This is a genomic window from Pseudolactococcus hodotermopsidis, from assembly GCF_011170085.1.
GTDB classification, from domain to species: Bacteria; Bacillota; Bacilli; order Lactobacillales; family Streptococcaceae; genus Pseudolactococcus; species Pseudolactococcus hodotermopsidis.
Genome location: NZ_BLLI01000002.1, coordinates 1 through 24,105 on the forward strand (window position 1 = coordinate 1; position 24,105 = coordinate 24,105).

At 40.1% G+C, this 24,105-nt stretch carries 22 protein-coding genes; 6 read left to right on the plus strand and 16 right to left on the minus strand.

What is annotated here, in order from left to right:
* Positions 1–251: 251 nt before the first annotated feature.
* On the plus strand, positions 252–3,239 hold the full coding sequence (locus Hs30E_RS00465) for an endo-1,4-beta-xylanase (RefSeq protein WP_172207124.1): 2,988 nt from the start codon (positions 252–254) through the stop codon (positions 3,237–3,239).
* A 37-nt stretch (positions 3,240–3,276) separates the two neighbouring features.
* Here Hs30E_RS00465 and Hs30E_RS00470 read toward each other — a convergent pair whose 3' ends face one another.
* From Hs30E_RS00470 to Hs30E_RS00485, 4 genes are all read right to left on the minus strand, one after another.
* Positions 3,277–4,023, minus strand: coding sequence for a 16S rRNA (uracil(1498)-N(3))-methyltransferase (locus Hs30E_RS00470; RefSeq protein ID WP_172207126.1), 747 nt, complete (start codon positions 4,021–4,023; stop codon positions 3,277–3,279).
* A 1-nt stretch (position 4,024) separates the two neighbouring features.
* The gene (gene prmA / locus Hs30E_RS00475; protein ID WP_172207128.1) at positions 4,025–4,981 is read right to left on the minus strand and encodes a 50S ribosomal protein L11 methyltransferase; all 957 of its coding nucleotides are present in this window, start codon (positions 4,979–4,981) and stop codon (positions 4,025–4,027) included.
* 99 nt (positions 4,982–5,080) lie between these two features.
* On the minus strand, positions 5,081–5,503 hold the full coding sequence (locus Hs30E_RS00480; protein WP_172207130.1) for a hypothetical protein: 423 nt from the start codon (positions 5,501–5,503) through the stop codon (positions 5,081–5,083).
* 18 nt (positions 5,504–5,521) lie between these two features.
* Positions 5,522–5,992: a DUF3013 family protein gene (locus Hs30E_RS00485; RefSeq protein WP_172207132.1), complete on the minus strand. Its 471-nt coding sequence runs from the start codon at positions 5,990–5,992 to the stop codon at positions 5,522–5,524.
* Between the two features lie 66 nt (positions 5,993–6,058).
* Here Hs30E_RS00485 and Hs30E_RS00490 point away from each other — a divergent pair, with 66 nt between their 5' ends.
* From Hs30E_RS00490 to Hs30E_RS00510, 5 genes are all read left to right on the plus strand, one after another.
* On the plus strand, positions 6,059–7,318 hold the full coding sequence (locus Hs30E_RS00490) for a replication-associated recombination protein A (RefSeq protein WP_172207134.1): 1,260 nt from the start codon (positions 6,059–6,061) through the stop codon (positions 7,316–7,318).
* Entirely contained in the window at positions 7,318–8,148 is an 831-nt protein-coding gene (locus Hs30E_RS00495; protein WP_172207136.1) for a hypothetical protein, read from the plus strand. Before Hs30E_RS00490 ends, Hs30E_RS00495 begins: the two co-directional genes overlap by 1 nt.
* Before the next feature lie 19 nt (positions 8,149–8,167).
* Positions 8,168–8,359: a hypothetical protein gene (locus Hs30E_RS00500; protein WP_172207138.1), complete on the plus strand. Its 192-nt coding sequence runs from the start codon at positions 8,168–8,170 to the stop codon at positions 8,357–8,359.
* Positions 8,360–8,485: 126 nt separating this feature from the next.
* Positions 8,486–9,274, plus strand: coding sequence for an NUDIX domain-containing protein (locus Hs30E_RS00505; RefSeq protein WP_172207140.1), 789 nt, complete (start codon positions 8,486–8,488; stop codon positions 9,272–9,274).
* A gap of 81 nt (positions 9,275–9,355) precedes the next feature.
* Positions 9,356–10,750, plus strand: coding sequence for a nicotinate phosphoribosyltransferase (locus Hs30E_RS00510; protein ID WP_172207142.1), 1,395 nt, complete (start codon positions 9,356–9,358; stop codon positions 10,748–10,750).
* A 52-nt stretch (positions 10,751–10,802) separates the two neighbouring features.
* Here Hs30E_RS00510 and Hs30E_RS00515 read toward each other — a convergent pair whose 3' ends face one another.
* The 12 genes from Hs30E_RS00515 to Hs30E_RS00570 form a co-directional block, all read right to left on the minus strand.
* On the minus strand, positions 10,803–11,045 hold the full coding sequence (locus Hs30E_RS00515) for an acyl carrier protein (protein ID WP_228461958.1): 243 nt from the start codon (positions 11,043–11,045) through the stop codon (positions 10,803–10,805).
* Between the two features lie 2 nt (positions 11,046–11,047).
* On the minus strand, positions 11,048–12,055 hold the full coding sequence (gene plsX, locus Hs30E_RS00520; RefSeq protein ID WP_172207260.1) for a phosphate acyltransferase PlsX: 1,008 nt from the start codon (positions 12,053–12,055) through the stop codon (positions 11,048–11,050).
* Between the two features lie 111 nt (positions 12,056–12,166).
* Positions 12,167–14,143: a glycoside hydrolase family 65 protein gene (locus Hs30E_RS00525; protein WP_172207146.1), complete on the minus strand. Its 1,977-nt coding sequence runs from the start codon at positions 14,141–14,143 to the stop codon at positions 12,167–12,169.
* Between the two features lie 372 nt (positions 14,144–14,515).
* The gene (locus Hs30E_RS00530) at positions 14,516–15,352 is read right to left on the minus strand and encodes a carbohydrate ABC transporter permease (protein WP_172207148.1); all 837 of its coding nucleotides are present in this window, start codon (positions 15,350–15,352) and stop codon (positions 14,516–14,518) included.
* Between the two features lies 1 nt (position 15,353).
* Entirely contained in the window at positions 15,354–16,256 is a 903-nt protein-coding gene (locus Hs30E_RS00535) for a carbohydrate ABC transporter permease (RefSeq protein ID WP_228461951.1), read from the minus strand.
* A 163-nt stretch (positions 16,257–16,419) separates the two neighbouring features.
* On the minus strand, positions 16,420–17,697 hold the full coding sequence (locus Hs30E_RS00540) for an extracellular solute-binding protein (protein ID WP_172207150.1): 1,278 nt from the start codon (positions 17,695–17,697) through the stop codon (positions 16,420–16,422).
* A complete protein-coding gene (locus Hs30E_RS00545) occupies positions 17,694–20,009 on the minus strand; it encodes a glycoside hydrolase family 65 protein (protein ID WP_172207264.1) in 2,316 nt (771 codons plus the stop codon). The genes Hs30E_RS00540 and Hs30E_RS00545 overlap by 4 nt, the downstream gene beginning before the upstream one ends.
* Before the next feature lie 5 nt (positions 20,010–20,014).
* Positions 20,015–20,698, minus strand: a complete 684-nt coding sequence (gene pgmB, locus Hs30E_RS00550) for a beta-phosphoglucomutase (RefSeq protein ID WP_172207152.1) — start codon at positions 20,696–20,698, stop codon at positions 20,015–20,017.
* Positions 20,699–20,754: 56 nt separating this feature from the next.
* Positions 20,755–21,003: a hypothetical protein gene (locus tag Hs30E_RS00555; protein WP_172207154.1), complete on the minus strand. Its 249-nt coding sequence runs from the start codon at positions 21,001–21,003 to the stop codon at positions 20,755–20,757.
* Positions 20,996–21,385, minus strand: a complete 390-nt coding sequence (locus Hs30E_RS00560) for an RDD family protein (RefSeq protein ID WP_172207156.1) — start codon at positions 21,383–21,385, stop codon at positions 20,996–20,998. Before Hs30E_RS00560 ends, Hs30E_RS00555 begins: the two co-directional genes overlap by 8 nt.
* Before the next feature lie 125 nt (positions 21,386–21,510).
* The gene (locus Hs30E_RS00565) at positions 21,511–22,167 is read right to left on the minus strand and encodes an ABC transporter ATP-binding protein (protein WP_228461952.1); all 657 of its coding nucleotides are present in this window, start codon (positions 22,165–22,167) and stop codon (positions 21,511–21,513) included.
* Positions 22,133–24,103: a hypothetical protein gene (locus Hs30E_RS00570; protein WP_172207158.1), complete on the minus strand. Its 1,971-nt coding sequence runs from the start codon at positions 24,101–24,103 to the stop codon at positions 22,133–22,135. The genes Hs30E_RS00565 and Hs30E_RS00570 overlap by 35 nt, the downstream gene beginning before the upstream one ends.
* Between the last annotated feature and the right edge of the window lie 2 nt (positions 24,104–24,105).

Here is a 24,105-nt window from a genome sequence, read left to right on the forward strand (position 1 = left end):
TAACTTGATAACACGATACTTTTCCAATTCATTCACAGTGAGTAATATCCTTTTCATAAGTATTAGTTTAACATTTGGGACATTTTATGTTTCGACCTACTTAGGACATTATCACTTTCGAATGATAAAAAATCAACAAATTTTAAAAAAACGATTGACATTTTCAGTTAATTGGTTTATAATACAAACTATCCGTTGCAAACGCTTTCAGATAGACATGAAAGCGCCTCAATATCTCAAAGGAGAATTAAATGAAAAGAAAAATGCTAACCTCTAGCCTCACAGTTTTATTACTGTTGGCGAGTTTGTTGCCACTTGTCTCGGTAATCACGACAAGTTCGGTTTTTGCGAAAGAAAACGAAAGCGTTTTCTTTGATTTGCAGACTGAACTAGCTGATTTGACAGATTTTGGTGACGGTACAGTTCATTTACAAAAAGCAGGCTCGCCGACCTTAACAATCGCTGGCGAAAAAGCTGACAAAGCGCTAACACTTTCTGATAGAGAAAATGATTGGTATGCTCTTGATTTAAAAGTCAACTCTTTTGACTTTGATTATAGTGCTGAATATCTTGTCACAATTCATGGTACCACGTCAGAAGCTGACAAATTAGTCAAAATTGGCGAGGCTGGCGGCAGCTATTCGGAGTTTGTACGGACAAATTCTGATACCAGCCAAAACTTTACTTTAGAAAAAACATTTACCAACACTGAGCTTAAAAACTTAGTGGACACTAATACTAATCTACGCATTCAAGCAGAAACTAATGTTGATTTCACGATAACTTCATTTATCATAACTGAGAAAAAGGTCGGCGCAACATTGCCACAAGCGCCTGAAACTGGTCTTTCAGCTGGCACGACAGTTCTCTATGACTTAGCAACAGATGCTACTTTACAAAATGCAACAGCAAACGACACCTACACACTTCCAGCAATTTTAGCAACTTCTAATCCTGTAACAATCAAAGTCGCAAGTTACAATGACAAAAATTCGCTTTTGGTCACAGATCGTAAACAAGATTGGTCTGGACTTGACATTAACAAAGAGCAATTCAAAGTTGATGGCAAATTTGTTGACGGCAACTATCAAATCAAAGTGACTGGTCACGCTGACACAAAGCAAGCCTTTCCAACCGATGCCAAAATCAAATTAGCCATGAATGCTGCACCTTGGACGACTTTTGATTGGGTTAATGTTAGTCAAGAATCGCCTGAATTTGCGCTTAACTACGACCTTGATTTGTCAGCGCAACAATTGGAAAATCTGGCTTATAGTTTCCGTATTCAAGGAGAAAATAATCCTGAAATTGATTTTTATATTGATGAATTGACCGTTTCAGTCACACAAGCAATTACTTACTCGTTCACATTTGACGAAACTGATAAAACAAATTTTGAAAGTCAATGGACAACTGGTGGTGCTAGTACGCTAAGCTGGGCAGATGATTTTGGTAATGGCGATAGCTATGCTTTGAAGGCCGTTCACAAACAAGCCGATTACAATCGTGTTAGCAGCTCTATCCGTTTCGTACCAGAAACACCATTGCCTGCTGGACAATATCGTGTCAAAGCTGATTTCTTCGTTCCCGCACAAGGTGCGATTGGCAAAGAAAGTGTCTTGAAAGGGGCAGCTGTTCTTGTCAATAATAACTCAAGTGTTTCGCCAGGCAAAATCCCAACTGAGGGTGTCGCTGGTGCTGAAACTTACCTCATGCCTGTCGGTGAATGGGTAACTTTGGAGGGTGTCACACAAGAAGGGTTTAATTCACCAGTTGAGGCGATTAACTTTGGTTTCTACACAAACGGTGCGCCAACTCATCCAGATGAATGGTACATTGACAATGTTGAAATCGAGCAAATTGGTGCAATCGAAATCGAAGAGTGGCCAGAAAAAGAATGGGATCTATCCCTCAAATCACTCAAAGAGGCTTATCAAAATTACTTCCCGATTGGTAATATCATGGAAGTTCGTGATTTGGAAGATGATTATAACACTGCTGAGATGTTCAAGCACCATTTCAACGTCATGACACCTGAAAATGCCATGAAACCTGATCAAATTTCCAAAGCCAAGGATCAGTACGACTTTACAGCTGCGGACAAATTAGTTGATTGGGCGCTAAATAACGGCATTGCCCTACATGCGCATACCTTGGTTTGGCATTCCCAATCAGCTGCTTGGCTAAACACCGGCGAGGCTGCCAACCGTGCAACTGCTAGCGAAAACATGAAAAATTATATCGAAACTGTTGCAGGACATTATAAAGGTCGTGCAACAACTTGGGACGTTGTCAATGAGGCTTTTGCCAATGCAGGCGAGGGCTTTGATGGTAGTGACTGGCGGACTGCCTTGCGTAAAGATTCACCGTGGTATATCGCTTATGCCAACAATAATACCAAATCTAGCAAGACACTAACAGAAGATCCGTCCGACTATATCTACGATGCCTATGTGCTTGCTCGAAAAACTGACCCTAACGCCATTCTTTATTACAATGATTATAATGAAGAAATTCCAGCCAAACGTGATGCGATTGCCCTCATGGTCATGGCGCTCAATCAACGTTGGCTCACTGATGATAATTATGACGGTCGCCTTTTGATTGAGGGGATTGGCATGCAATCTCATTACTGGGGAGATTCCTTTGATGCGTTTCTAGTTGATGAAGCGCTTGCGACTTTTGTTGCAACAGGTGCTAAAGTCAGCATTTCCGAAGTTGATATGCCAGTAGGTGCTTGGAATAATCAGCACAATGGCAAAAAACTAACAAAAGAAGAAGAAACACAACAAGCCGTCAACTACGCAAAACTCTTTGCCCTTTACAAAAAATACGCCAAATTTATCGGCCGTGTTACCATTTGGGGAAAAGGGGATGACCAGTCATGGCGTGCAAGCGGTATGCCACTTCTCTTTGATAATAGTTTTACTGCCAAAGAGGCTTACTACGCTGTCTTAGAACCTGAAAAATATTTAGCTGAACACGCTGATATTGCAGGAGATATGCCAAGTTTTTCTCCAGTTGGCACATCTGATACTGAACCAACAGAAGAACCCAAAAAAGACATACCAAATGTGACACCATCAGATAATTCTAAAGATAAACCTAAAGAGACTCCCAAAGATAAACCAAATAAAATACTACCAAATACAGGTGAAATCATCAGTCAAATCAGCCTATTATTAGGTATAACAATGACATGCGTCATTCTTAGAAAATTAAAAATGACTAAAAAATAGTTAAAATCTCTATGAAATCAATATTTCATAGAGATTTTTAATGCAACAATTCTGTATAAAAAGAAATAGCTGATAAAACATACAAAGGTGCTGTTTCCGCACGCATGATACGTGGTCCTAAACCGATTTTCGTAGCACCAAGTGCTGTCAACTGCTCAATTTCTTGGGGAGAAATCCCACCTTCTGGACCGAAAATCACGAGAATTTTCTGTCCTTTTTCTAATTCTGATAATTTTTTAGCAAATGCTGCTGTTTCGCCACTTTTAGCTGCTGCTTCATAAGCAACTAGAATTTGGTCATATCTAGCAAATTGGTCAGTTAGTTCTTGTAAATTTGCCAAAATCTTAACAGTTGGTATCAAGAGACGTTTGGACTGCTCCGCAGCACCTTTGGCAATTTTCTCTAAGCGCGCCGTTTTCTTGATAATTTTCTTAGCATCAAATTTTGTGACCGACCATTTCGCAGGAAAAGCTAAGATGGCATACACGCCCAATTCTGTGGCTTTTTGTGTGATAAATTCCAACTTATCCGACTTTGGCAGACCGACTGCTATCGTCACGTCTAGGGGCAATTCTACTGACTTTTCGACAAATTCTAACACTGTTAAAGTGGCAAGGTCTACATTGACAGTAGCCAAAACAAGCGTTTGGTCACTAAAAACGATCTGAACTTTTTCGTCAAGTTTAGCACGCATAACCGTGAACAAGTGGTGTGTGTCATCCTTTTCAAGCGTGATAACCATACCGATTTCTGGCGCTACCTGATTTAAAAAATATTGTTGCATTTTATCCTCCGACAAGGCTTGTGTCAGTCGCCGCTTTTTGCAAAATCACGCAATGCCACTCGCCTTGCTGCATTTGTGTCGTGAGTGCAAAGCCAGTTCTTGCGCATTTTTCCAAAATCATCGCGCTCTTGCTGTCAATAATACCGCTCATAATGAGAAAACCACCGTCATTTAGCAAAGTATAAGCATCATCAATCACATTCATAAGAATATCAGCAAGAATATTTGCCACAATAACATCTGACTTTATCGCAACATTTTTTAGCAAATCGCCAGCTTTTACGGTAATATTTGTCATATTTGGATTGAGCTGAATATTTTCACAAGCAACTTTGACCGCTACATCATCAAGGTCAAAGGCGTGAATCTCGCAAGCGCCGAGAAGATTGGCAGCAATTGAGAGAACGCCTGAACCTGTCCCGACATCTAGCAAAGTTTCGCCACCACGCAAAGTCTGCGCCAAAGCAAAAAGTGACAACTTAGTCGTCGGATGTGTACCAGTTCCAAAAGCCATCCCTGGGTCAAGTCGGATAATCTTCTCGTCACGCGACACAGGCACATAGTCTGTCCAAGACGGTACAATAGTCAAATCGTGCGAAATTCGAGTCGGTAGAAAATACTGCTTCCAATTATCCGACCAATCATTCTCCGCCAAACTTTGTGTCGACACCGTGAAATCGGCAATGTTCAAGCCAAAATCTGCCAAAGTCAAAATCTGTGCCTTAACACTTTCAGCAATCTCAACAATCGCTAGATTTTCAGGATAATAAGCCTTAACGACAACTGTGTCAAGCTGCGCAATTTCAGGCAAAATCTCGCCAAATTTGTCAATATTATCCAAATAATCTTGCGTATCCTCAATCGCCACACCTTGCGCACCTGCCTCAATCAAGATATTGCTGACCGCTTCTTGTGTTTCACGTGAAACCTTGATCGCTAATTCATTCCAGTTATTCATCTATTTCTCATTTCTGTTTGTTCGCTATTAACATTATATCCAAAAAAGCGATGGCTCGCTTTTCAGAAAATTTTTCATCGCAATAAATCGCCTAAACACTTAGTTCAATGGCGGGAAACCTTTTTCTGCCATATAAGTTTGGAAATCTTGCCCCGCATTTTGTGCCTCTAAAATATAGTTGTTAATATCGGCATTTGAGAAATTGCCATCGTTAATATTGATGTCGCGCAAGGCTTGGCGTGCCTCCTCAACAGTCATGATTTCTGCTGCTACGCTTGATTGTTCTAACCATTTACTTTCTTCAGCTGCCCCATGTTCATCAGCTGGTTCTGATTCTGAATTTTCTGAGCTACTCGCTGATTCTTTCGACGAAACGACTTGTGATGATGACTTTGAAACTGATTTTGTTACTTTGCTTTTAGATGATACTGACGGTTTTGTCTCCGATTTTTTGTTGCCACAAGCTGTGATTGCCATAATTGCAACCAAGACAACTGATAAGATGCCGATTACTTTTTTCATTTTTTCCTCTTTTTCATTCTAATAACGTGGATATGCGAAAAATTCCGTTTCCTGCACTGTTACCAACCCCTTTTCAAAACTTTCCATATCAAATGTTCCTGAAAATTCAACATCATCAGAATTTAGAAAATCAATCAAAGCATCCAATTCATTATCAGCCGTTTCCTGTAAAAAGCTGACAAAATAACTGATAAATTCTTTCGATAAGCCTTTTTTCGGCTCATATGGCAAACTCGCCAAATAATCATCTGCTACGATTTTTGATTTGAGTGGATTATAAAAAACAACCGCATCTTCAAATGAAATATTGTCGCTTGAGGCTTCAGCATCATTTTCCGTATCAGTCACAGCCACACCTGGGTTTTCGGCATCAAGCAGATAAAAAATCTCAATCGCGTGATTTTTCTTGTCCCAGTTAATCTCATAGTCATAAGTGAAATTTTCTAACAATTCCTCGTCTAACCTATCTAAAAAGCCATATCTTGACATCTTTTGTCCTTTCCTAAATAAAGTGCTATAATAACATTATAGCACACTTTAGGAGCATATCTTAATATGAGAGCAAATTTGGCGCGGCGTTTGCGACCGCGGACAATTGATGAGATTATCGGCCAGCGCCATTTGGTCAGCGAGGGCAAGATTATTCGGCGCATGGTTGAGACAAAACTACTCAGCTCAATGATTCTTTATGGTCCACCAGGTATCGGGAAAACATCAATTGCTTCTGCGATTGCTGGCACTGCCGATATGGCTTTTCGGACTTTCAATGCAACTGCCGACAAAAAAACGAAGTTGCAAGAAATTGCCGAAGAAGCCAAGTTTTCTGGTCAGCTTGTCCTGCTTTTAGATGAAATTCATCGTTTGGACAAACCCAAGCAAGATTTTCTTTTACCGTTATTAGAAAACGGTGAGATTATTTTAATCGGCGCAACAACTGAAAATCCTTATTTTAGCGTCGTACCTGCCATTAGAAGTCGGGTTCAGATTTTTGAGCTTAAACCTTTGACACCTGATGATATTGCGATTGCAATCGAACGCGCTATTTCTGATTCGGGACGTGGCTTTGATTTTGAAGTCAAACTTGACGAGGATGCCAAAGAATTTCTGATTCATTCGACAAATGGTGATGTGCGCTCGGCGCTAAACTCTTTAGAATTAGCTGTTTTATCTAGCTTTGAACACCACGTGACCCTATCTGATATGGCAAATTCCTTGCAAAAATCGGCAGCGACTTTTGACAAAGATGGCGATGCGCATTATGACTTATTATCGGCGCTCCAAAAATCAATTCGAGGGTCGGATGTCAATGCTAGTTTACATTATGCGGGTCGCCTAATTGAGGGTGGCGACTTGCAAAGTTTGGCGCGACGACTGACAGTAATTGCTTACGAGGACATCGGTCTTGCTAATCCCGATGCAGCAGTTCGGACCGTAACCGCCGTAACAGCAGCCGAACGTCTCGGTTTTCCTGAGGCACGTATTCCTTTGGCAAATGTTGTTGTCGAGTTGGCACTATCTCCTAAGTCCAATGCCGCACATTCGGCACTTGATATGGCGATAGCTGACTTGCATCAGCATGGCGCTTTGGAAATGCCTGCTCATTTACAAGACGGACATTATATAGGCGCTAAAGCACTAGGACGCGCAATCAATTATCAATATCCACATGATTTTCCAGATCACTGGGTTAATCAGCAATATTTACCAGACAAACTCAAAAATGTTCAATATTTCCACTCCGACGGTTTGGGCAAATATGAGCGCGCACTACAAATGCGTTTGGATGAAATCAACAAAAAGAAGGGGGGCAAATGATGAGTAATCTTTTAATTGCTAAAAAACGCTATATCGCCACTGAAACAACGTTTTCTACTGCGACACAAATGCTTGAAAGCGCCATGAGACGTTTTGATGAATCAAAAAAAAATCAGGAAATCTGCCGTTTATATTTTGAAACGGAAACTTTGCGTTATTCCCAAGCGATTCAAATTTACAATCACTTAACAATGCAAAAAAATACACCTACTCATGTTTCAACTGCTGCACAACATGAGCTTGACATGGCAAAACAACATTATCAATCAGCCAAGCAAGCTTTTGAGACAGCGCAAAAAACAGGACACACGATTTTCAATGAAACGACCAAAGCACAGACTTACTATGACCAAACAAAACGTGAGTATGACTATGCGAAAAAAGCCTACAATCAACTTTTAGCTGAACGTCATGCCGATAATCAGACTGACGTTTTTGAGACATATGACGAAAACGTCAACTTGGAAAACACTAACGCAAAACTTTCTTCCTTGCTATCACTTCTTGGCAAACCGAAAATTTCAGCTGAACAAGCTGTTGAACATGTAGCAGATCAAGCAATAGTTCCAATGCAATTTGCGCAAGCTGTCGCTGTTGCTGAAATTGAGAGAGAAGTTAAGATTCCTGAGAATGTTCAAATAGCTGAAACACAAGCTATTCCTGAAACAAGCAAGTTGACAGAACTTCAAGTCACTTTTGATGATACAGCCGAAAGTCTTGGTAATCTCGAAACTAGCAAGACGGCAACAAAAACAGATAAAAAACCTGAGTTACGCACAACACCTAATGTGATTGGTCACATTTCTTGGGGGTTCAGCGCAAGTCACTAAGAAATAGAAAAGAGTTTTTATGACAAGAGATGAATTAGAAAAACGGATTCGTCAAGATTTAAATTTGCCACATTTCAAAGCACAGATTGACGAAAATCGTGACTATACAGAAGACGATTACCAAGATTTCAAACGCAATTTGGTCAACTATTACAAGGCATATGTGCAAGATATTGACACTGATTTCCAAGGTGGCTTGCCACGTCGTTAATTACATAAAAAGAGTTTTGACTCTTTTTTTATTTTTTGAAAAAATGCTTGACATGAGCATTTTATTTCGTTATAATTAATTTATCAAAAACATATGCTCAAAACGAGCTTTTAAGGAAACCTAAACATGCCAACATTTTCAAGCAAAAAAGAAGAGAGACATCACTACGAACACCATGCGACAGAAAAAGAATTTCTTGCTTGGTACGCCAACCAAGAGCTAAAAACCTACGAAACACCGAGTGTCACGGTTGATAACGTCATCTTTGCCTACAATCCTGACACCAACCGCGTCAATCTGCTCCTGATTCAGCGCAAGGCGCACCCTTATCTGCATCATTGGGCGCTACCTGGCGGTTTTCTCAATAAAAACGAGGACACAACGCAAGCTGCTATTCGCGAGGTTTTTGAGGAAACACAGGTCAAGGTTGACCACCAGTTTGTTGATCAGCTTTGCACTGTTGCAACACCCAACCGCGACCCGCGCAGTTGGATTGTTACTGTCGCTCATCTCGTTTACCTGCCGACGCTGCCACAAGCTACCGCTGGTGATGATGCGGCAAATGCTAAATGGTTTGATTTCAGCGTTGATTCACAAACGAATCAAATTCATATCTCAGATATACCTGATAGCCAAATCGCTTTTGATCACCTAGAGATTTTAAATACAGCAGTCAAGCGGATTCAAGGCAGATTTGATTACAAACCTGAATTTCTGAACGTATTACCTGAATTTTTCACACTCAAACAAGTTCGCAACCTTTACGAACAATTCAAAGGTAGCACAGAAATTAGTCTCAAACATTACAATCTCAAGCGCAATCATGCTGAATATTTGGAACAAACCGATGCAGTTGTCCAAGGGGAACGTGGGAAACCACAGCGATTATTTAAACTAACATCACGACATTTGTAACATATAGAACGCCTGAAATGGCGTTACTATTATCATTTTAAAATGCTCAAATTGAGCTTATATAGAAAAGAAGGACATATCATGACAAAACAAAACCCAATTCTCAACACCGATGCTTACAAAATGACCCACCATTTGGCTTATCCCGACGGTTTGAGCAAGCTTTATTCTTATGCTGAACCGCGCAAAGGCGGACGTTTTGAGACTGTCAGTTTTTTTGGCTTGCAAATGCTCATTCATGACCATTTTCTCATGCCGATTACAACTGAGATGATTGATGAAGCTGAAAAAACAGCTGAATTAACTTTTGGCACGACCGATTATTTCAATCGTCAAGTTTGGGAGAAAGTGCGTGATTTGGGCTATTGGCCAATTAAAATCAAAGCACTTCCTGAAGGCATGGAAGTTCCCGTTGGCAATGCGTTATTCACAATTGAAAGTACCGAACCTTGGTTTGCAACCACACTTAATTCCCTTGAAACGCTTCTCATGCAAGTCTGGTATCCGACAACGATTGCGACAAATAGTCTGTACATCAAGCGGGATTTGCAACCATTTTATGAGCAAACAGGGCATATTGAGAACCTCCCTTGGGCGGTCAATGATTTCGGCTTACGTGGTGTAACAAGTCTACAAGCGGGCGAACGCAGTGGCGCAGCTCATCTGCTACATTTCCGCGGTTCAGATAATATGGCAGCAACACATGCGATTGCTGAAATTTATGGTTTGGCGGGTCGTGGCATGTCAGTTTGGGCGACGGAACATTCGGTTGCAACAAGTTATGGTGCGGGTCAAGGCGAGTATGATTATCTCAATGCACAGCTTGAGCGCTCTGATGAAAACACGACGATTTCGATTGTCATTGATTCTTATGACACTTACAATTTCATTGACACCGTTATTGCTTCGCCTGAGATTAAGGCAAAAATTCAGGCACGAGCTGGACGGATTGTCTTTCGTCCTGATTCTGGCGATGCGATTGAGATGCCGATGGCTGTGATTGAACATCTTGACAACGTTTTCGGGCATACATTGAACACCAAAGGCTACAAGGTTTTAAACGATAACATCGGCGTGATTCAAGGCGACGGCATGAAACGTGAGACAATTGCAGCACTTTATAGCCGTGTAACTGAGGCTGGTTGGTCAGCGGATAATATCATCGTTGGTTCTGGCGGCGGGCTACTTCAGGAAAGTTTTAACCGCGATACACAGCGTTTTGCAATCAAGGCATCCTACGCTGAAAGAGCTGATGGCACAACTTACAGCATGCAAAAAAATCCTAAAACGGACAGCAGTAAAGCAAGTAAGGCGGGCTTACTGAAAGTTGTCACGCATAACGGCAAAATTAAAACGATTTGCTCGCAAGCAAGTGATGATGGCGAAAGTGATGATCTTATGCGTCTTGTTTATGACAATGGTGCTTATTATCCTGAAAATTTTGAGGTAATTGTCACACGAGCTGAAACATTTTAAGTCAAAAAATAGAAAACTTGCATGAAATCAATGGCTGACTTCATGCAAGTTTTTAATGTAACTTTCCAAAAACGTAATCTACCGCCTGACCCAAAGTCAAGATAGTTTCAGCATCTTCATCTGAAATTTCAATGCCAAATTCGTCCTCAAGTGCCAAGGTAAATTCCATCAAACTGATAGAATCTGCGCCCAAATCGGAAACGATATTGGTAGCAAGTGTTACATTATCAGCCTCAAGTGTCATCGTTTCGACTAAATTATTTTTGATTTTGATGAAAAGTTCGTCTTTGGTGATAGTCATTGATTTTCCTCCCGATAATGTGTCTTCAAACTAGTAACAACCTCAGTTTCCAGCATTTTACGGGTTTGTTTGATTGTTGCTAAAATCGCATCAGCATTTGACGAACCATGACTTTTGACGACTGGCGCTTTAAGACCAAAAAGAACCGCACCGCCAGCTTTTTCATAGTCTAAGGCATCTTTTAAATGATACAAAGATTTTTTCATCAAAACAGCACCGATTTTCGACCTGATACCACCAGTGTTGATTGACATTTTCAGTTGTTTCATCAAATTTTCGGCAGTGCCTTCGATTGATTTGAGTACGGCATTACCAGTGAAACCGTCAGCCACAACGACATCTGCGACACCACTCAGCAAATCACGCGCCTCGACATTACCGATAAAGTTCAAATTTTTGTCCGCAGCGATCAACTCATAAGCCTCTTTTTGTAATGGCGCACCTTTGCCAACCTCAGAACCATTGTTCAAAAGTCCAACACGTGGCTTTTTGATACCTCTGACCTCTTCAGCATAAAAACTACCTATAACAGCGTAATTATGCAGATGACGAGCAGTGTTCTCAGCATTTGCGCCAAGATCCAACATATCAAATCCCTTACCATCCAAAGTCGGTAGCGTTGACATGAGCCCAGGGCGCTCAATTTGCTTAATCCGACCAACAACAAAAATCCCGCTAGCCAGTAGCGCGCCAGTGTTACCAGCAGAAATCATCGCATCAACCGTACCATCTTTGACAGCATTCGCCGCCATAACCATGCTTGACGTTTTCTTTTGACGTATCGCTCTGACAGGGTCAGTCTCACCAGAATCAATCTTTTCAGTCGTGTGAACAATAATAAGGTTGTGGTTTTCTTCTGGAAAATAAGGGCGAATTTTCGTCTCATCACCGAATAAGGTAAATTGAATATCCGGAAACTGTTCTAGCCCCATTTTGACAGCTTCGACAACAGACTGTGGCGCAAAATCGCCACCCATAGCATCAATTGCTAATCTCTTTTTCATTCTTTTCATTCTAATAATATACCATATTTTGCAGTTTTTTTCAATTATATGACAAGTATGACGGTTTGTAATCTTTTTCACAAGAGAATGACACTAAAATAACTAATTATTTCAATCATTTTTGATAAAAATTTCCGTCATCTTCCCTCGAATCAGTAAGTTAAATCTCAGCGATTTGATGGCTTTCGGCAAATGATTGCTTGTTTTGATTTGTCCGTTTTCAAGTTGCAGACCAGCAAAACCATAAATCAAGCCAAGCCATGAGCCACCCATATTAGCGGCATGAATACCGTGACTGGCATTGCCTTGCCGATCATCCAAATCCATCGTCGCAGCAGCTTTGAAAAAGTCATAAGCCTGTTCATTGCGATCAATCTTACTTGCAACGACACCATAAACTGCACGGGAAAGCGAGCTATCATGCGTTGTCAATGGTTCATAGAAATCGTAATCACGCGCAATTTGTTCTTTCGATTCTGAAAATAACATGTGAGCTAAAATTGTATCCGCCTGTTTTAAAACTTGATGTTTATAGATTTTCATCGGATGATAATGCAACAAAAGCGGATAGTTTTCAGTCGGTGTTTTGTCAAATTCCCACGGTTCTTTATCAAGAAAACTATCGTCTTGTTGGGTAAGTTGGCGTTTTTCATCATAGCCAAAATACATCTTGTTTGCTGCGGTTGACCATTTTAACGCCTCATCCAAATTCTCATCAAATCTGACAGCAAGTTTGGCAGCATAATAAAAGGTATTTTGCACCATTTTATTGGTATAAAAATTATTATTGACAAGCGCTGTGTATTCATCTGGCCCTGTCACTTCGTGAATCTCAAAGCCACGCGCACTCATAAAGCCATAGCTCATCCAAAATCTCGCGATTTCATAGATAACCTTGCGATTTTTAGCAATGAAATCAGCGTCCCCAGTCACATTATCATAAAGCTCAAAAGCATAGGCAATGTCAGCGTTAATATGCAGTTGCGCCGTGCCAGCGGGATAGTAGGCAGACGTTTCCTCTCCGTTAATCGTGCGCCAAGCAAAGAGCGCGCCCGCAAACTCAAGTTCAGCCGCCCGTTTCTGCGCTTGGGGCAAAATGTTAGCGCGAAAAGTCAGCAAAGACTTAGCAATCTCAGGCTGCGTGTAGATAAAAAACGGCAACAGATACATCTCCGTATCCCAAAAATAATGCCCCTCGTAACCCTCGCCAGTCAAACCTTTCGCCGCAAAATTCGTGTGACCATCACGCCCAGCCGAGTTAAACAAGTGATAGAGATTGAACCGAATCCCTTTTTGGAGCTTATCATCGCCTACGATTTCAATATCAGAACTCGCCCAAAAGTCTTTGAAAATGGCGGTTTGTTGCATTTTTAAGGTGTCATATGTCACATCGGAAAAATCATTTAGCCGTGATAAGTGATAAAGTTGCGTGAACGTGAAAGTCTGACTTTCCGCCAACGATAACGTCTCATCAAAATCATCAAATTTAACAAAAAGGTCAAGCTGACTATTTTTCGTCCGATAACGATTGCCAGAAATCTGCAAATCTGCACTAGATTCCTTCAAGCGTGGATCAAATTCACTAATGCCCTCAGGCTTGATATGCCTCGCTTTCTTGCCAATTTTGACAGCACCCGAAAAATTCAGCGCTGTTACTGAAATTTTCTGCGCATAAACCGCACGATTGGCATGACTTGCCAAACTCTCCAAATCAATCTGAATTTTCTTGCCCGACTTTGTCGCATAACGATAAGATTCTGATAAAATACCAGTTGCCATCTCTAAACGCAAGTCTTGCTCAAGCAAGCTAAACTCACTTTCACCGTCAATCGCAATTTCAATCGTCCGCAAGTCAAACAACTTGACCATGGTCTGATGATTTTTGGCATAACCATAAGCATTTTCGCCATAAACAATCTCGTGACTTTCATAAAAACCATTGATAAAACTACCAGGACTACTCTCAGTAGACGGTATCGGCAAACTCGCCCGCACACCTAAAATACCATTTGCCTGTGCAAACAAAGTCTCAATATTTTGCGCTGACGTATTGCCCAAATCAGCTAAAGTTAATGTAAAATCGGTCATCTAAAATCTCCTTATCTGAACTTCAAGCTAACTTTCTAGGAAAGTTTGCGACTATGGCGCACCGCTTTTCAGTATCATAATATATAAGGGCATCTCTAAAAACTCAGATTTCCCAAATTTTGCGTCAATCCTCCTAGCCTTGCACCAGCAAGCCGTCGTCGAATTTTCTTGCGGTTAAAAAATCTATCTAAAATTTGGAAAAAGCAGTTTTTAGAGATGCCCATAACCAGAAAAAAAGGCTGGAACAAAAGTCGAAAATTAGCAGAATTTAGCTAACTATAAAATAGATAAACCGCATAAAATCAACGTTTTCAAAAAACGAATTTTATGCAGTTCTTCTATTTTTGAAACTTTTGTCCCAACCTCATTTCCTTACTTTTCACCATCCATCCGAACACCTTGTAAGAAATATTTATTAAACAAGATATACAAGATGATAATCGGTACAATCGAAATAATACTCGCTGGCATAATCTGATCCCAACGTTGCCCCGCATTTTGCGACTTAAAGGTCTGCAAACCAAGGGTCAGCGTATATTTTGACGGCGTTGTCATGTAAAGCATCGGTTTCAAGAACTCATTCCAAAAGCCCATAAAGACAAAGACAGCTTGCGTGGAAATGCTCGGCTTAGCCAATGGCATAACAATCCTGAAAAAAGTCGCTGTCTTAGACAAACCATCAATCGTCGCCGCCTCCTCAACATCTTTAGGAAAACTAAGGAAAAACTGGCGCATCATAAAGATATTGCCAAGGTTAATGGCAGCAGGCAAGATAAGTGCGGTAAAAGTATCTTTCATGCCAAGGCTTGAAATAATCAGGTAATTAGGAATCAGCAGAACTTGTCCAGGCACCATCATCAACGCCAACATCGCCCAGTAAATCCGATTGCGCCCAGGATAATTAATCCGAGCCAGTGAATAACCCGCCATAGTATTCAAAAACAGATTAATCGCTGTACCAACAATTGACACAATCACCGAATTGACAAACCAATGTGTGAAATTGTCACTGCGCCCTAAAATATAGGCATAATTTGCTAGCGTAAATTTCCCGCCAAAGATATTCATGCCACCCGACACGATTTCTTTCAAAGGCTTAAAACTCGCCGCCACCGCCCAAATGAAAGGATAAAATGTAATCATCGCATAGCCAATCAAAATCACATAAAGCAACACTTTGAGCGCAAGTTGTGTTTTCGTTTTTTTCATCCTATTTTCCTCCATTTAATTTTTCAGCAATTCGACTGACAATGAAGATGATAATCGCAAGGACAACCGCAAGCGCTGCAGCAAAGCCCATTGTCGGCATTTGTCCAAAAGCGTTTTGATAAATCAGCAAGCTCAAAGTCAAGGTTGAATTGTTCGGCCCACCGCTACCATTACTGAAAATGTAGGCTTGGTCAAACATCTGAAAAGTCCCGATAATTCCCGTCAAAATCACATAAGTCGTAATCGGTCGCAGATAAGGAATCGTAATAAAACGCAATTTCTCAAAAGCGTTAGCGCCGTCGATCTCCGCTGCCTCATAAAGCGAATGCGGCAAATCAACTAATGACGCCAGATAAATTGTCATAAAATAAGGCACAGTTGACCAGATATTCATCGCCATGATGACTTTCAGAGCATATTGTGGTTCTTGCAGAAAGTTAATCGGCGACTGATACAGCCCCAAACCAATCAGAAAATCGTTAATCGGGCCATTGATATTGAACAAAAACATGAAAATAATCGTCAAGGCGCTTGAGCTAGTCAAGGTCGGCAAGAAATAAATCAGACGAAAAGCCTTTTTCCCCTTGACATCACGGCTAGCAAGGACGTATGCCATAACAAGCGAGATAATCGTCTGAAGTGGCACAACAAACAAGGCAAACAAAGCCGTATTTTTCAGCGCAATCAAACTGCGTGGATCCTTGAAAATATTAAGATAATTGCTAAAATTATTCCAAGTATATTTGCCTGTGAATAAATCAACTTTATTAAATGACAGATAAATGGCAAATAAAACTGAAATAACTGAGAATACGAGTAAAACCAATATTGCTGGCGCAATAAAAGCGTAACCTTGCAACATCTCATTTAACTCGCGTTTTGATTTTTTGACTTTTGTAGCCATATACTCCTCCTTGAGAATGGATTGGGACCGCCCAAATTTTTGTTAGAACAGATAAGGGAGTCGAACCCTTATCTGCTTGTCAGACAAATGCTCATAGCGAGCATTACATCAAGTCGTTAAAGCTCAACGCGAGCATTTAAACTCATTAAAGCCAATTTTACCTTTATTCCGCCTTATCAATATCATCTTGCGCTTGTTTATCAGCTTTCTTCATTGCATCTTCAAGTGATGATTTCCCGTCCACAACTTCTGGCCAGTAGTTCATATAAGCGTTGTTAATCGTTGTCAAGCTCACGCCTTTTTGCCAAACAGTTGAGTAATCAACAGCTGCTAAGTGAATCTTAAGGTCTTCGTTTTTGTTAATGTCAGCCGTACTTGCCACATCTTCACGCGTTGGCAGTGTGCCAGTTCCATTGACCCACTGAGTCATGCCCGCAACGCCTGTCGCATACTTAATCCAAGCATCAGCGAGCGCCGAATTTTTCGTGCCAGCGTACTTGCCCCAACCAACTGAGAACATCATGCCGCCCTCTTCGCCCTTGTAAGTCTCCATTGGCGAAACAGAAAAGTTGATGTCTGAAAATTCAGTTTTCAGCGTTTGATAAACCCAGTTCCCCTCGTCCATCATGGCAATTTTGCCAGTACCAAAAGCCTCACCATTCCAGCCAGCACCGATTTCTTGTGGCGTAACAACGGCTTTAGTGTCGACCAATTTTTTAAGAATTGACAAATTGTCAACAACTTTTTTATTGGCAAGATTTGGTGTCCCATCGTCCTTGATTGGCTCAGCACCATCACGCGCTGCCAAGTGATAAGAACGAGAAAGTTCGGCCGTGTAGCTCATCGCCTTAACCTTATCTTTGCCATATTTGGCATCCAATTTAGCTTGGAAATCTGGCAACCAAGCCACTAATTCTTCATAAGAAGTTGGCACAGATTCGGGGTCAACACCGACCTCTTCAAAAATACCAGTGTTTTTATACAAAGCCAAAGTTGAAAAATCTTTTGGAATCGCATACAATTTATCGCCGTCTGAAAATGCTTTCGTCAGATTGTCATAATAAGCACTGGCATCAAACTCCCCCTTGTCAAGCTCCGCAAGCGCACCTTTGCTTGCCAAAAACGGATAGTAAGACGAATCCACATAAAAGGCATCTGGCGCCGTTTTACCAATCAAATCCGTCTGAATCTGCGTATTGTAATCCGTGTACGTTTTAAGGTCAACTTTCGCCCCTGTTTCCTTTTCAAAGCCAGCAATAACTTCTTTGAGCGATTTTTCCTCAGACTCATTGCCGCCCCAAACGCCAAGTTTCAGCGTTTTACCCTTGAAATCTGTGTCATCTGAACCAGCTGCATCATCTTTCTTACCACCACATGCGACAAGCGAAAGACCCGCCACCGCAACAGCACCAAAAGTTAAAACTTTTTTCCAATTTTTCATGATTTTCCTCCTAGAGAAAGTGTCAATTTATTTTGTAAAACATAGTTACCATTATTTGATATAAACGAAACATCACACCCATTATCAGCCTTCGACAAGACAAAACTGTCGTGCGTGACCGTGACCGTAATCGCCTGACCTTGATAATCAAACCCATAAGTCAAACGCGTCCAAGCCTCTGGCAAATGTGGCTCAATCCGCAGTTTACCGTCAATCATCCGCACACCGCCATAACCAAAGACCGTCATCTGCCAAATGCCACCAAGGCTCGCCGCATGAATCCCGTCATCAGACGACTTCATAAAACCGCCCATGTCGATATGACGCGCTTTTTTGAAAAATTCGTAAGATTCCGCAACCTTGCCCAAATCAGCCGACAAAATCGCATGCGTTGACAGGCTCAGCGAGCTATCATGGGTCGTTTTCGGCTCATAATACTCAAAATTTTTGAGTTTCAACTCGCGGTCAAACAACCCCTCAAACAAGAACATCAGCAATAAAACATCAGCCTGTTTGGTAATCTGCATCTCATTAACTTGTTCCAGATTATAATCATGGAACAAGCCGTCAACGCCGTCTTTCGCCTTGTATTTGGTCAAATCTATGATTTTTTTGCTCAGATAAGTGTCGTCTTGCGGGATAATACCGTCTGCAGTTGGCTGCGGCAAGAAAATCTTGTCTAATTTGTCAGCCAAATCTGGCAAAACTGTTGTCAAATCTAATTTGTCATCTAATCGTGCAAAAATTTCTGGTTCATTTTCACGTAATTCCGCCGCCAATTCAAGCGCGTATTTGACATTCCAATGCGCCGTGTAGTTGGTATAAGCGTTGTTGTTGACATGTTCCTTGTACTCATCAGCACCGATAACATCATTGATTTCATAGCAGTCCTTGTCAGCGTTATATTCCAAGCGACTGCCCCAGAATTTCGCAGTATCAAACAAAATCTCGTAAGCCTTTTCCTGCGTAAACTCAAGGTCGCCCGTCACATCAATGTACTGCTTGACCCCAAAAACAACGTCACTTGTGATATGCTGCTCAATAAAGCCCGACCAGATTTTCGTTGATTGCCCGGTCACAATGTCGGCAGCACCCCAAACAGGTGTGACTTCGCCATCGGTAGGATTGGCAGCCTCCCACGGATATTGCGCGCCAAGATAACCATTTTCAGCTGCCTTTTTATGCGCACCGTCAAGCCCAAGATAACGATAAGTAACTAAACTTTTGGCAATTTCGGGATGCGTAAAATTGAAATATGGCAACATGAACACTTCCGTATCCCAAAAAGTATGCCCCTTGTAACCCTCGCCACTCATACCTTTCGCACCGATATTCATATGCGGGTCATGCGCAGGTGTCATCACATGCAGATGATACTTGGCAAATCGAATCGCCAACTGGTCATGAAAATCTTGTGATTCAATCACAATCGGATGTTTCGCCCAAATTTCCGCCCATTTCTCAGCTGATTCTGCTAACAATTCGTCAAATGACAGCGCGTCGATGCCTTTCATTTCAGCAATCGAAAGCTCACGCAAACTCGCCACATCATGATTATCAGTATCATTATCAATGGAAGTGCGAACGCTCATGCGTTTTTCGATAACAGCGCTTTCATTTGGCGCAATCTCGAAGAAATAATTCATGAAAATCTGACGACGCCCCATTTCGATCCGAGCGGTAAGATTTTCAGCTGTCACCTTATGTGCCAAAGTAAAGACAAAATCAATCTTACTTTCAATCGTTTGTGGCATCATTTGTAAGAATTTGCCATCAACCAAGCCTTTTTCGCCCTCATTGAAATGCTGACTACCCGAATTGGTCACTTGCCCATTGACACCTGAACGAACTTGCACACTGACTTTTTCAGCTGACAAATTCTCAATCTCTACCAGATTTGACAGGTAATGCCGACGTGCCATGGAAATGAATCGACGGAATTTAAATTTTAGCTTAATCGTCTTAAATTCCCAGACAAAATCACGAGTCAGCTCACCATTTTTCAGATTCAAACGCTTACTAAACCCTGTAACAGCTCCCTTTTCAAGCGTAAAATGCTCGCCATTGACAATAACATCCAACCACCAAATATCTGGAATATTTGGCAACTCAGACACTTCATTTTCATCAAATTTGTTGAACGTCCCAGCAACAAACGTGTCACGGCGCTCGCCAACATAAGCCTCCTCAGTCGCGCTCCGAGAGCCAATATAGCCATTCCCAAGCGCCATAATACTCTCAGTTTTCCCCAGATAACGACTGTCAAACCCTACTTCTTCAATCTGCCAAAGATTTTCCTTGGCGTAGTTCATTTTTGTCACAATAATCTCCTATTTTTCTTATAATCTTCCCAAACTTCTTGCAAATAAGCAAACGTCAACTGGCTCGTCTCATTGACCAAGGCAATATCGTCGCCCAGAACCTCGTGACTGCCGACACCGATTGGCACGGCGTACGCTGATTTAATCGCTGCAATCCCCGAATAAGCATCTTCGATTCCGATAGTTTGTGTCACATCAACACCGACACCCTCGGCAGCAGCGATGAAAATATCTGGTGCTGGTTTATTTTCGGCAACTTTTGCGGGGTCGGCAATCGCATCAAAATAATCGGTCAAGTTCATCTGTTTCAGTAAAAATGGACCATTTTTTGAGGCTGAGGCAAGCGCAATTTTCACGTCATTTTCACGCAAATCTTGCAAAAGTTGCAAAATGCCAGGATAAACGTCACTCGGCGACACTTGCTGAATCATGTCAACATAATTGTCATTTTTACGTTTCGCCATATCAGCAAATTCTGTTGCTGAAAAATCAGTTTCACGACCGCCATGCGCCAAAATTCTGCGTAAAGATTCCTCACGTGAAACACCTTTGAGATTTTCGTTAAATTCGCGGTCAATGGTAATGCCGATTGACTTTGCTAACTTTTCCCAAGCTAAAAAATGATACTCAGCCGTGTCCGTAATCACACCGTCGAGGTCAAATAGTACTGCTTTAAACATTTTTATGTTCTCTCCTATTATTTTTCTAAAACGTTTTAGAATTTTTGTAAAAAATTTTATTCATTAAAATACTTACTGTTACGAAAAACCAATACTACCGCCCCAAACACGTATAAGCCAATAATCAAAATCAGTTTTAATTTGAACAAAAACGCAACAAGCGCAAATGGCGCAAGATAGATCAAATAAGCGATTATCATCTTTTTCGGATCATAATCTTGCCGATAATGGTAGGCAATAGCATAACTCACAATAATTGTCAGAACAAACATGGCTAGAAGTGGACCTGTTGGAATTTCAGCCATGCACCACCACCTCACTGCACCCAATCACGTCATGCAAAAATTGCCCTTTTCGCACATAAATGAAACAGCTGACGAGTATAAAAACACCACCAACAAAAGGCAAAAAGTAGAGAATTTTTACCGCCTCACGAACGCTCTCCGTCATTAAATTCAGCGATGATTTCTTAACCGTGAGCTTAGCAAAATGCTTACCCAGAGTTTGACCGCCAAAGGAATTGACTGCGACACTGTTATAAACCACAAAAATCACAGCTGGTAAGAGGTTGGTCAAAGCTGATGAATCGGCAAACATGACGTTGACCAAGATAAGAAATGGCACATAAACGCTAATCAAGTCAATCAAAGCAGCTAAAATTCTTTGAATGAATAGTAACTTTTTCATCTCCACCTCCTAAAACGTTTTAGCTCTATAAACACATTCTACTGTAATCGTTTTCATTTGTCAAGAGGAAATTGATATTTTTTTGTCAAAAAAAGCAGAAATAATTTCTGCTCCAAATCTGACAGTCAAATCTGTAAAATTTTCGTAAAATAGCCGTCATAACGTTCGGAATGTGTCACGATAACAATCGTCTTACCTTGTTGATTGAGTTCCGCAAGCAAATTCATAATCAGATCGCCATTTTCTTCATCAAGCGAACCAGTTGGCTCATCAGCTAAAATAACAGGATTATCGGCTAAAATTGCACGCGCAATAGCGACACGCTGCTGTTCTCCTCCAGAAAGTGAGTGAGGAGAATGCTTAATATTTAAATAACCCAAATTAACTTTTTCCAAAACGCTAGAAATCATGGATGTCATCTTATTCTTTGAAATTTTGCGCAATTTTAAAATCAAAGCTAAATTTTCAAAAATCGTTTCATTTTCCAGTAAACCGTAGTTTTGAAAAATAAAGGAAATCGCATCTCGATACAACTTTTTTTGCTTTTCCGCTGTAATCTTTGAATAGTCTAGTTTATCAAACATGACACGCCCTGTGTCAATCGTCTCAATCGCACCAATGATATTTAGCAAGGTTGTTTTGCCACGTCCACTTTCTCCTTTAATTCCTAAAAATTCCCCCTCAGGAATCACTAAATTAAAATTCTGGAAAATAGGTCTATCATAAATTTTTGTTACATTTTCTAGTTTAATCATCTTGTAAATCTCCTTGATTTCTGCCATTTCTCCAAAGTAATAAAACATTTATCAGAAATAACATGACAAAAAAGTCTTGCATATAAACGTTTGCAATCACAATACTTGCAACGAATCCCATCACAGAAAAAATGAAATGCCAACCAAAATATGGCAAATATAACATTTTCCTATCAAAACCAACCAAGGCTTTAGTGCGAATACTATCATGATTAAGACTTCTAAATTGCGATAAACCGAGTAAATAAGCGTAGAAATAGATTAAAATCATCATCATGAACACGCATATTGTCGAAATATCCATTTTAACATTACCAATAATACGGTTATCATATGCCAACTTGGCATCAATTCCTTTTGATAAGGTATTTACTAAGTTGTTTGGGTCATTGTTCCAAACACCATTTTTTTCGTTAATTGGATTCTTCTTAAAAAAAGCAGTAGCTACACCCAAAAATTTACCACCATAACCAGAATATGACGTAATATTATGTGAAGTAAAAACACGATAAATAACTTGTTTTTTGTTACCAACATTTATATCAAATGTTGGCGTTTGTGGCTTGATATAGATGACCTTAACTTGATTTTTAATATTTACCTTTGTTTCCGCAAAGTCTTCATACAATTCATAATTTTGAAAATCATGATCAGCCTGTACTTCATCTAATATTTCACTTGTTTTATTTTTTAGATTAACTGGTATTAGCTCAATCATATCAGTCTCGGTATCATCAATTTTAATTGGTTTACCATTTTCATCAGCTATCTTAAAAATATCAAGATAAGTTGAGGAAATAAACACTTCATGTGACATATACTTAGATTGATCTGTTGAAGTGTGTTTATCAGCTAATAACGCACCATTTGACAGGCTCTCTTGAAACCACTTAGCATCATTTTCAAGCTCTGTCACGTAGTCTTCAGATGATTTTTCTGATTTACTCATATCTATGTGAATACGATCTGATACTGTATAATCTTCAATAATTCGATTGATTGAAGGTAAAGAAGAAATTTGTCGTATATCTTCAGTAACTAAGTTCCCAAACGCCAAAACCACAACTAATAAAAACGTTGCTGAAATCATACTTAAAATTGTCGTCATTTGACTTGCTTTTTCTAATGGTGTCTTGCCGTTTAATACTTCTTTAGAAATTTTATATTTTCTCAAGAAAAAAGTAGAAATGACAAAACTAATAACAAAAGCAACGATAACTGCTATAAAAGTCTCAATGAGTACCGGCGCTAGATGATTGGCGGATAAAAAAATTAGAGTAAACCCACCTGCTAAAGTAAATAAAGAGATGAAATAGTTTGTTTTAAAAAGTCGCCAAATCAGCTGCTTTTTATCATAGCCGATTAAAAGTAAGATATTCGTATCTTGATAACTGCGATAATACTCAATGAGCAACAAACAGATTAATAAAAGTAATAACACAAAAACCATGGCAATTCGTAACAATTTAACAATTTCATTAGATGAAACAGGTCTAATATCTTCTATTTTATCAGGATAAAAATCGGCTAACGCATCTTGTAATCGCTGAATAGATTGGTCTGAACCTTGAACTTCCAACATCGTGATATAACCGACATCCGTAAGCACTCTATCTATGGGTTTAATTTCATAATGATTTGCTTCGTCAACAAAACTCCGATTGAATTCGCTTAATATCCTATCTTTCCTATCATTCAACTCTAAGTATACTACTTCTTTATCAAAACTTATTGTCATTCTACGATAAATATTAATTTTTTCTTTTTTGGCGACTGATTTTACTAATTCAAAAACTTCTTTCTGGTCATTTTCAGAAATTTTGTCAAAATAAATAAGATGAGTATCTGTACGAAGTATTTTTTCTAATTGATGAGCCTCTTCATCTGATTTTTGATTAAAAATTAATAAAAATAGCAATAGTACAAGTACTACTATTGCTAAAAAATTACGTAATTTTTTCATAT

Coding starts and splice junctions, on each gene's coding strand:
- Hs30E_RS00465 (WP_172207124.1), top strand. CDS start 252: ATGAAAAGAAAAATGCTAACCTCTAGCCTCACAGTTTTATTACTGTTG.
- Hs30E_RS00470 (WP_172207126.1), bottom strand. CDS start 4,023: ATGCAACAATATTTTTTAAATCAGGTAGCGCCAGAAATCGGTATGGTT.
- prmA (WP_172207128.1), bottom strand. CDS start 4,981: ATGAATAACTGGAATGAATTAGCGATCAAGGTTTCACGTGAAACACAA.
- Hs30E_RS00480 (WP_172207130.1), bottom strand. CDS start 5,503: ATGAAAAAAGTAATCGGCATCTTATCAGTTGTCTTGGTTGCAATTATG.
- Hs30E_RS00485 (WP_172207132.1), bottom strand. CDS start 5,992: ATGTCAAGATATGGCTTTTTAGATAGGTTAGACGAGGAATTGTTAGAA.
- Hs30E_RS00490 (WP_172207134.1), top strand. CDS start 6,059: ATGAGAGCAAATTTGGCGCGGCGTTTGCGACCGCGGACAATTGATGAG.
- Hs30E_RS00495 (WP_172207136.1), top strand. CDS start 7,318: ATGAGTAATCTTTTAATTGCTAAAAAACGCTATATCGCCACTGAAACA.
- Hs30E_RS00500 (WP_172207138.1), top strand. CDS start 8,168: ATGACAAGAGATGAATTAGAAAAACGGATTCGTCAAGATTTAAATTTG.
- Hs30E_RS00505 (WP_172207140.1), top strand. CDS start 8,486: ATGCCAACATTTTCAAGCAAAAAAGAAGAGAGACATCACTACGAACAC.
- Hs30E_RS00510 (WP_172207142.1), top strand. CDS start 9,356: ATGACAAAACAAAACCCAATTCTCAACACCGATGCTTACAAAATGACC.
- plsX (WP_172207260.1), bottom strand. CDS start 12,055: ATGAAAAAGAGATTAGCAATTGATGCTATGGGTGGCGATTTTGCGCCA.
- Hs30E_RS00525 (WP_172207146.1), bottom strand. CDS start 14,143: ATGACCGATTTTACATTAACTTTAGCTGATTTGGGCAATACGTCAGCG.
- Hs30E_RS00530 (WP_172207148.1), bottom strand. CDS start 15,352: ATGAAAAAAACGAAAACACAACTTGCGCTCAAAGTGTTGCTTTATGTG.
- Hs30E_RS00535 (WP_228461951.1), bottom strand. CDS start 16,256: ATGGCTACAAAAGTCAAAAAATCAAAACGCGAGTTAAATGAGATGTTG.
- Hs30E_RS00540 (WP_172207150.1), bottom strand. CDS start 17,697: ATGAAAAATTGGAAAAAAGTTTTAACTTTTGGTGCTGTTGCGGTGGCG.
- Hs30E_RS00545 (WP_172207264.1), bottom strand. CDS start 20,009: ATGAACTACGCCAAGGAAAATCTTTGGCAGATTGAAGAAGTAGGGTTT.
- pgmB (WP_172207152.1), bottom strand. CDS start 20,698: ATGTTTAAAGCAGTACTATTTGACCTCGACGGTGTGATTACGGACACG.
- Hs30E_RS00555 (WP_172207154.1), bottom strand. CDS start 21,003: ATGGCTGAAATTCCAACAGGTCCACTTCTAGCCATGTTTGTTCTGACA.
- Hs30E_RS00560 (WP_172207156.1), bottom strand. CDS start 21,385: ATGAAAAAGTTACTATTCATTCAAAGAATTTTAGCTGCTTTGATTGAC.
- Hs30E_RS00565 (WP_228461952.1), bottom strand. CDS start 22,167: ATGGCAGAAATCAAGGAGATTTACAAGATGATTAAACTAGAAAATGTA.
- Hs30E_RS00570 (WP_172207158.1), bottom strand. CDS start 24,103: ATGAAAAAATTACGTAATTTTTTAGCAATAGTAGTACTTGTACTATTG.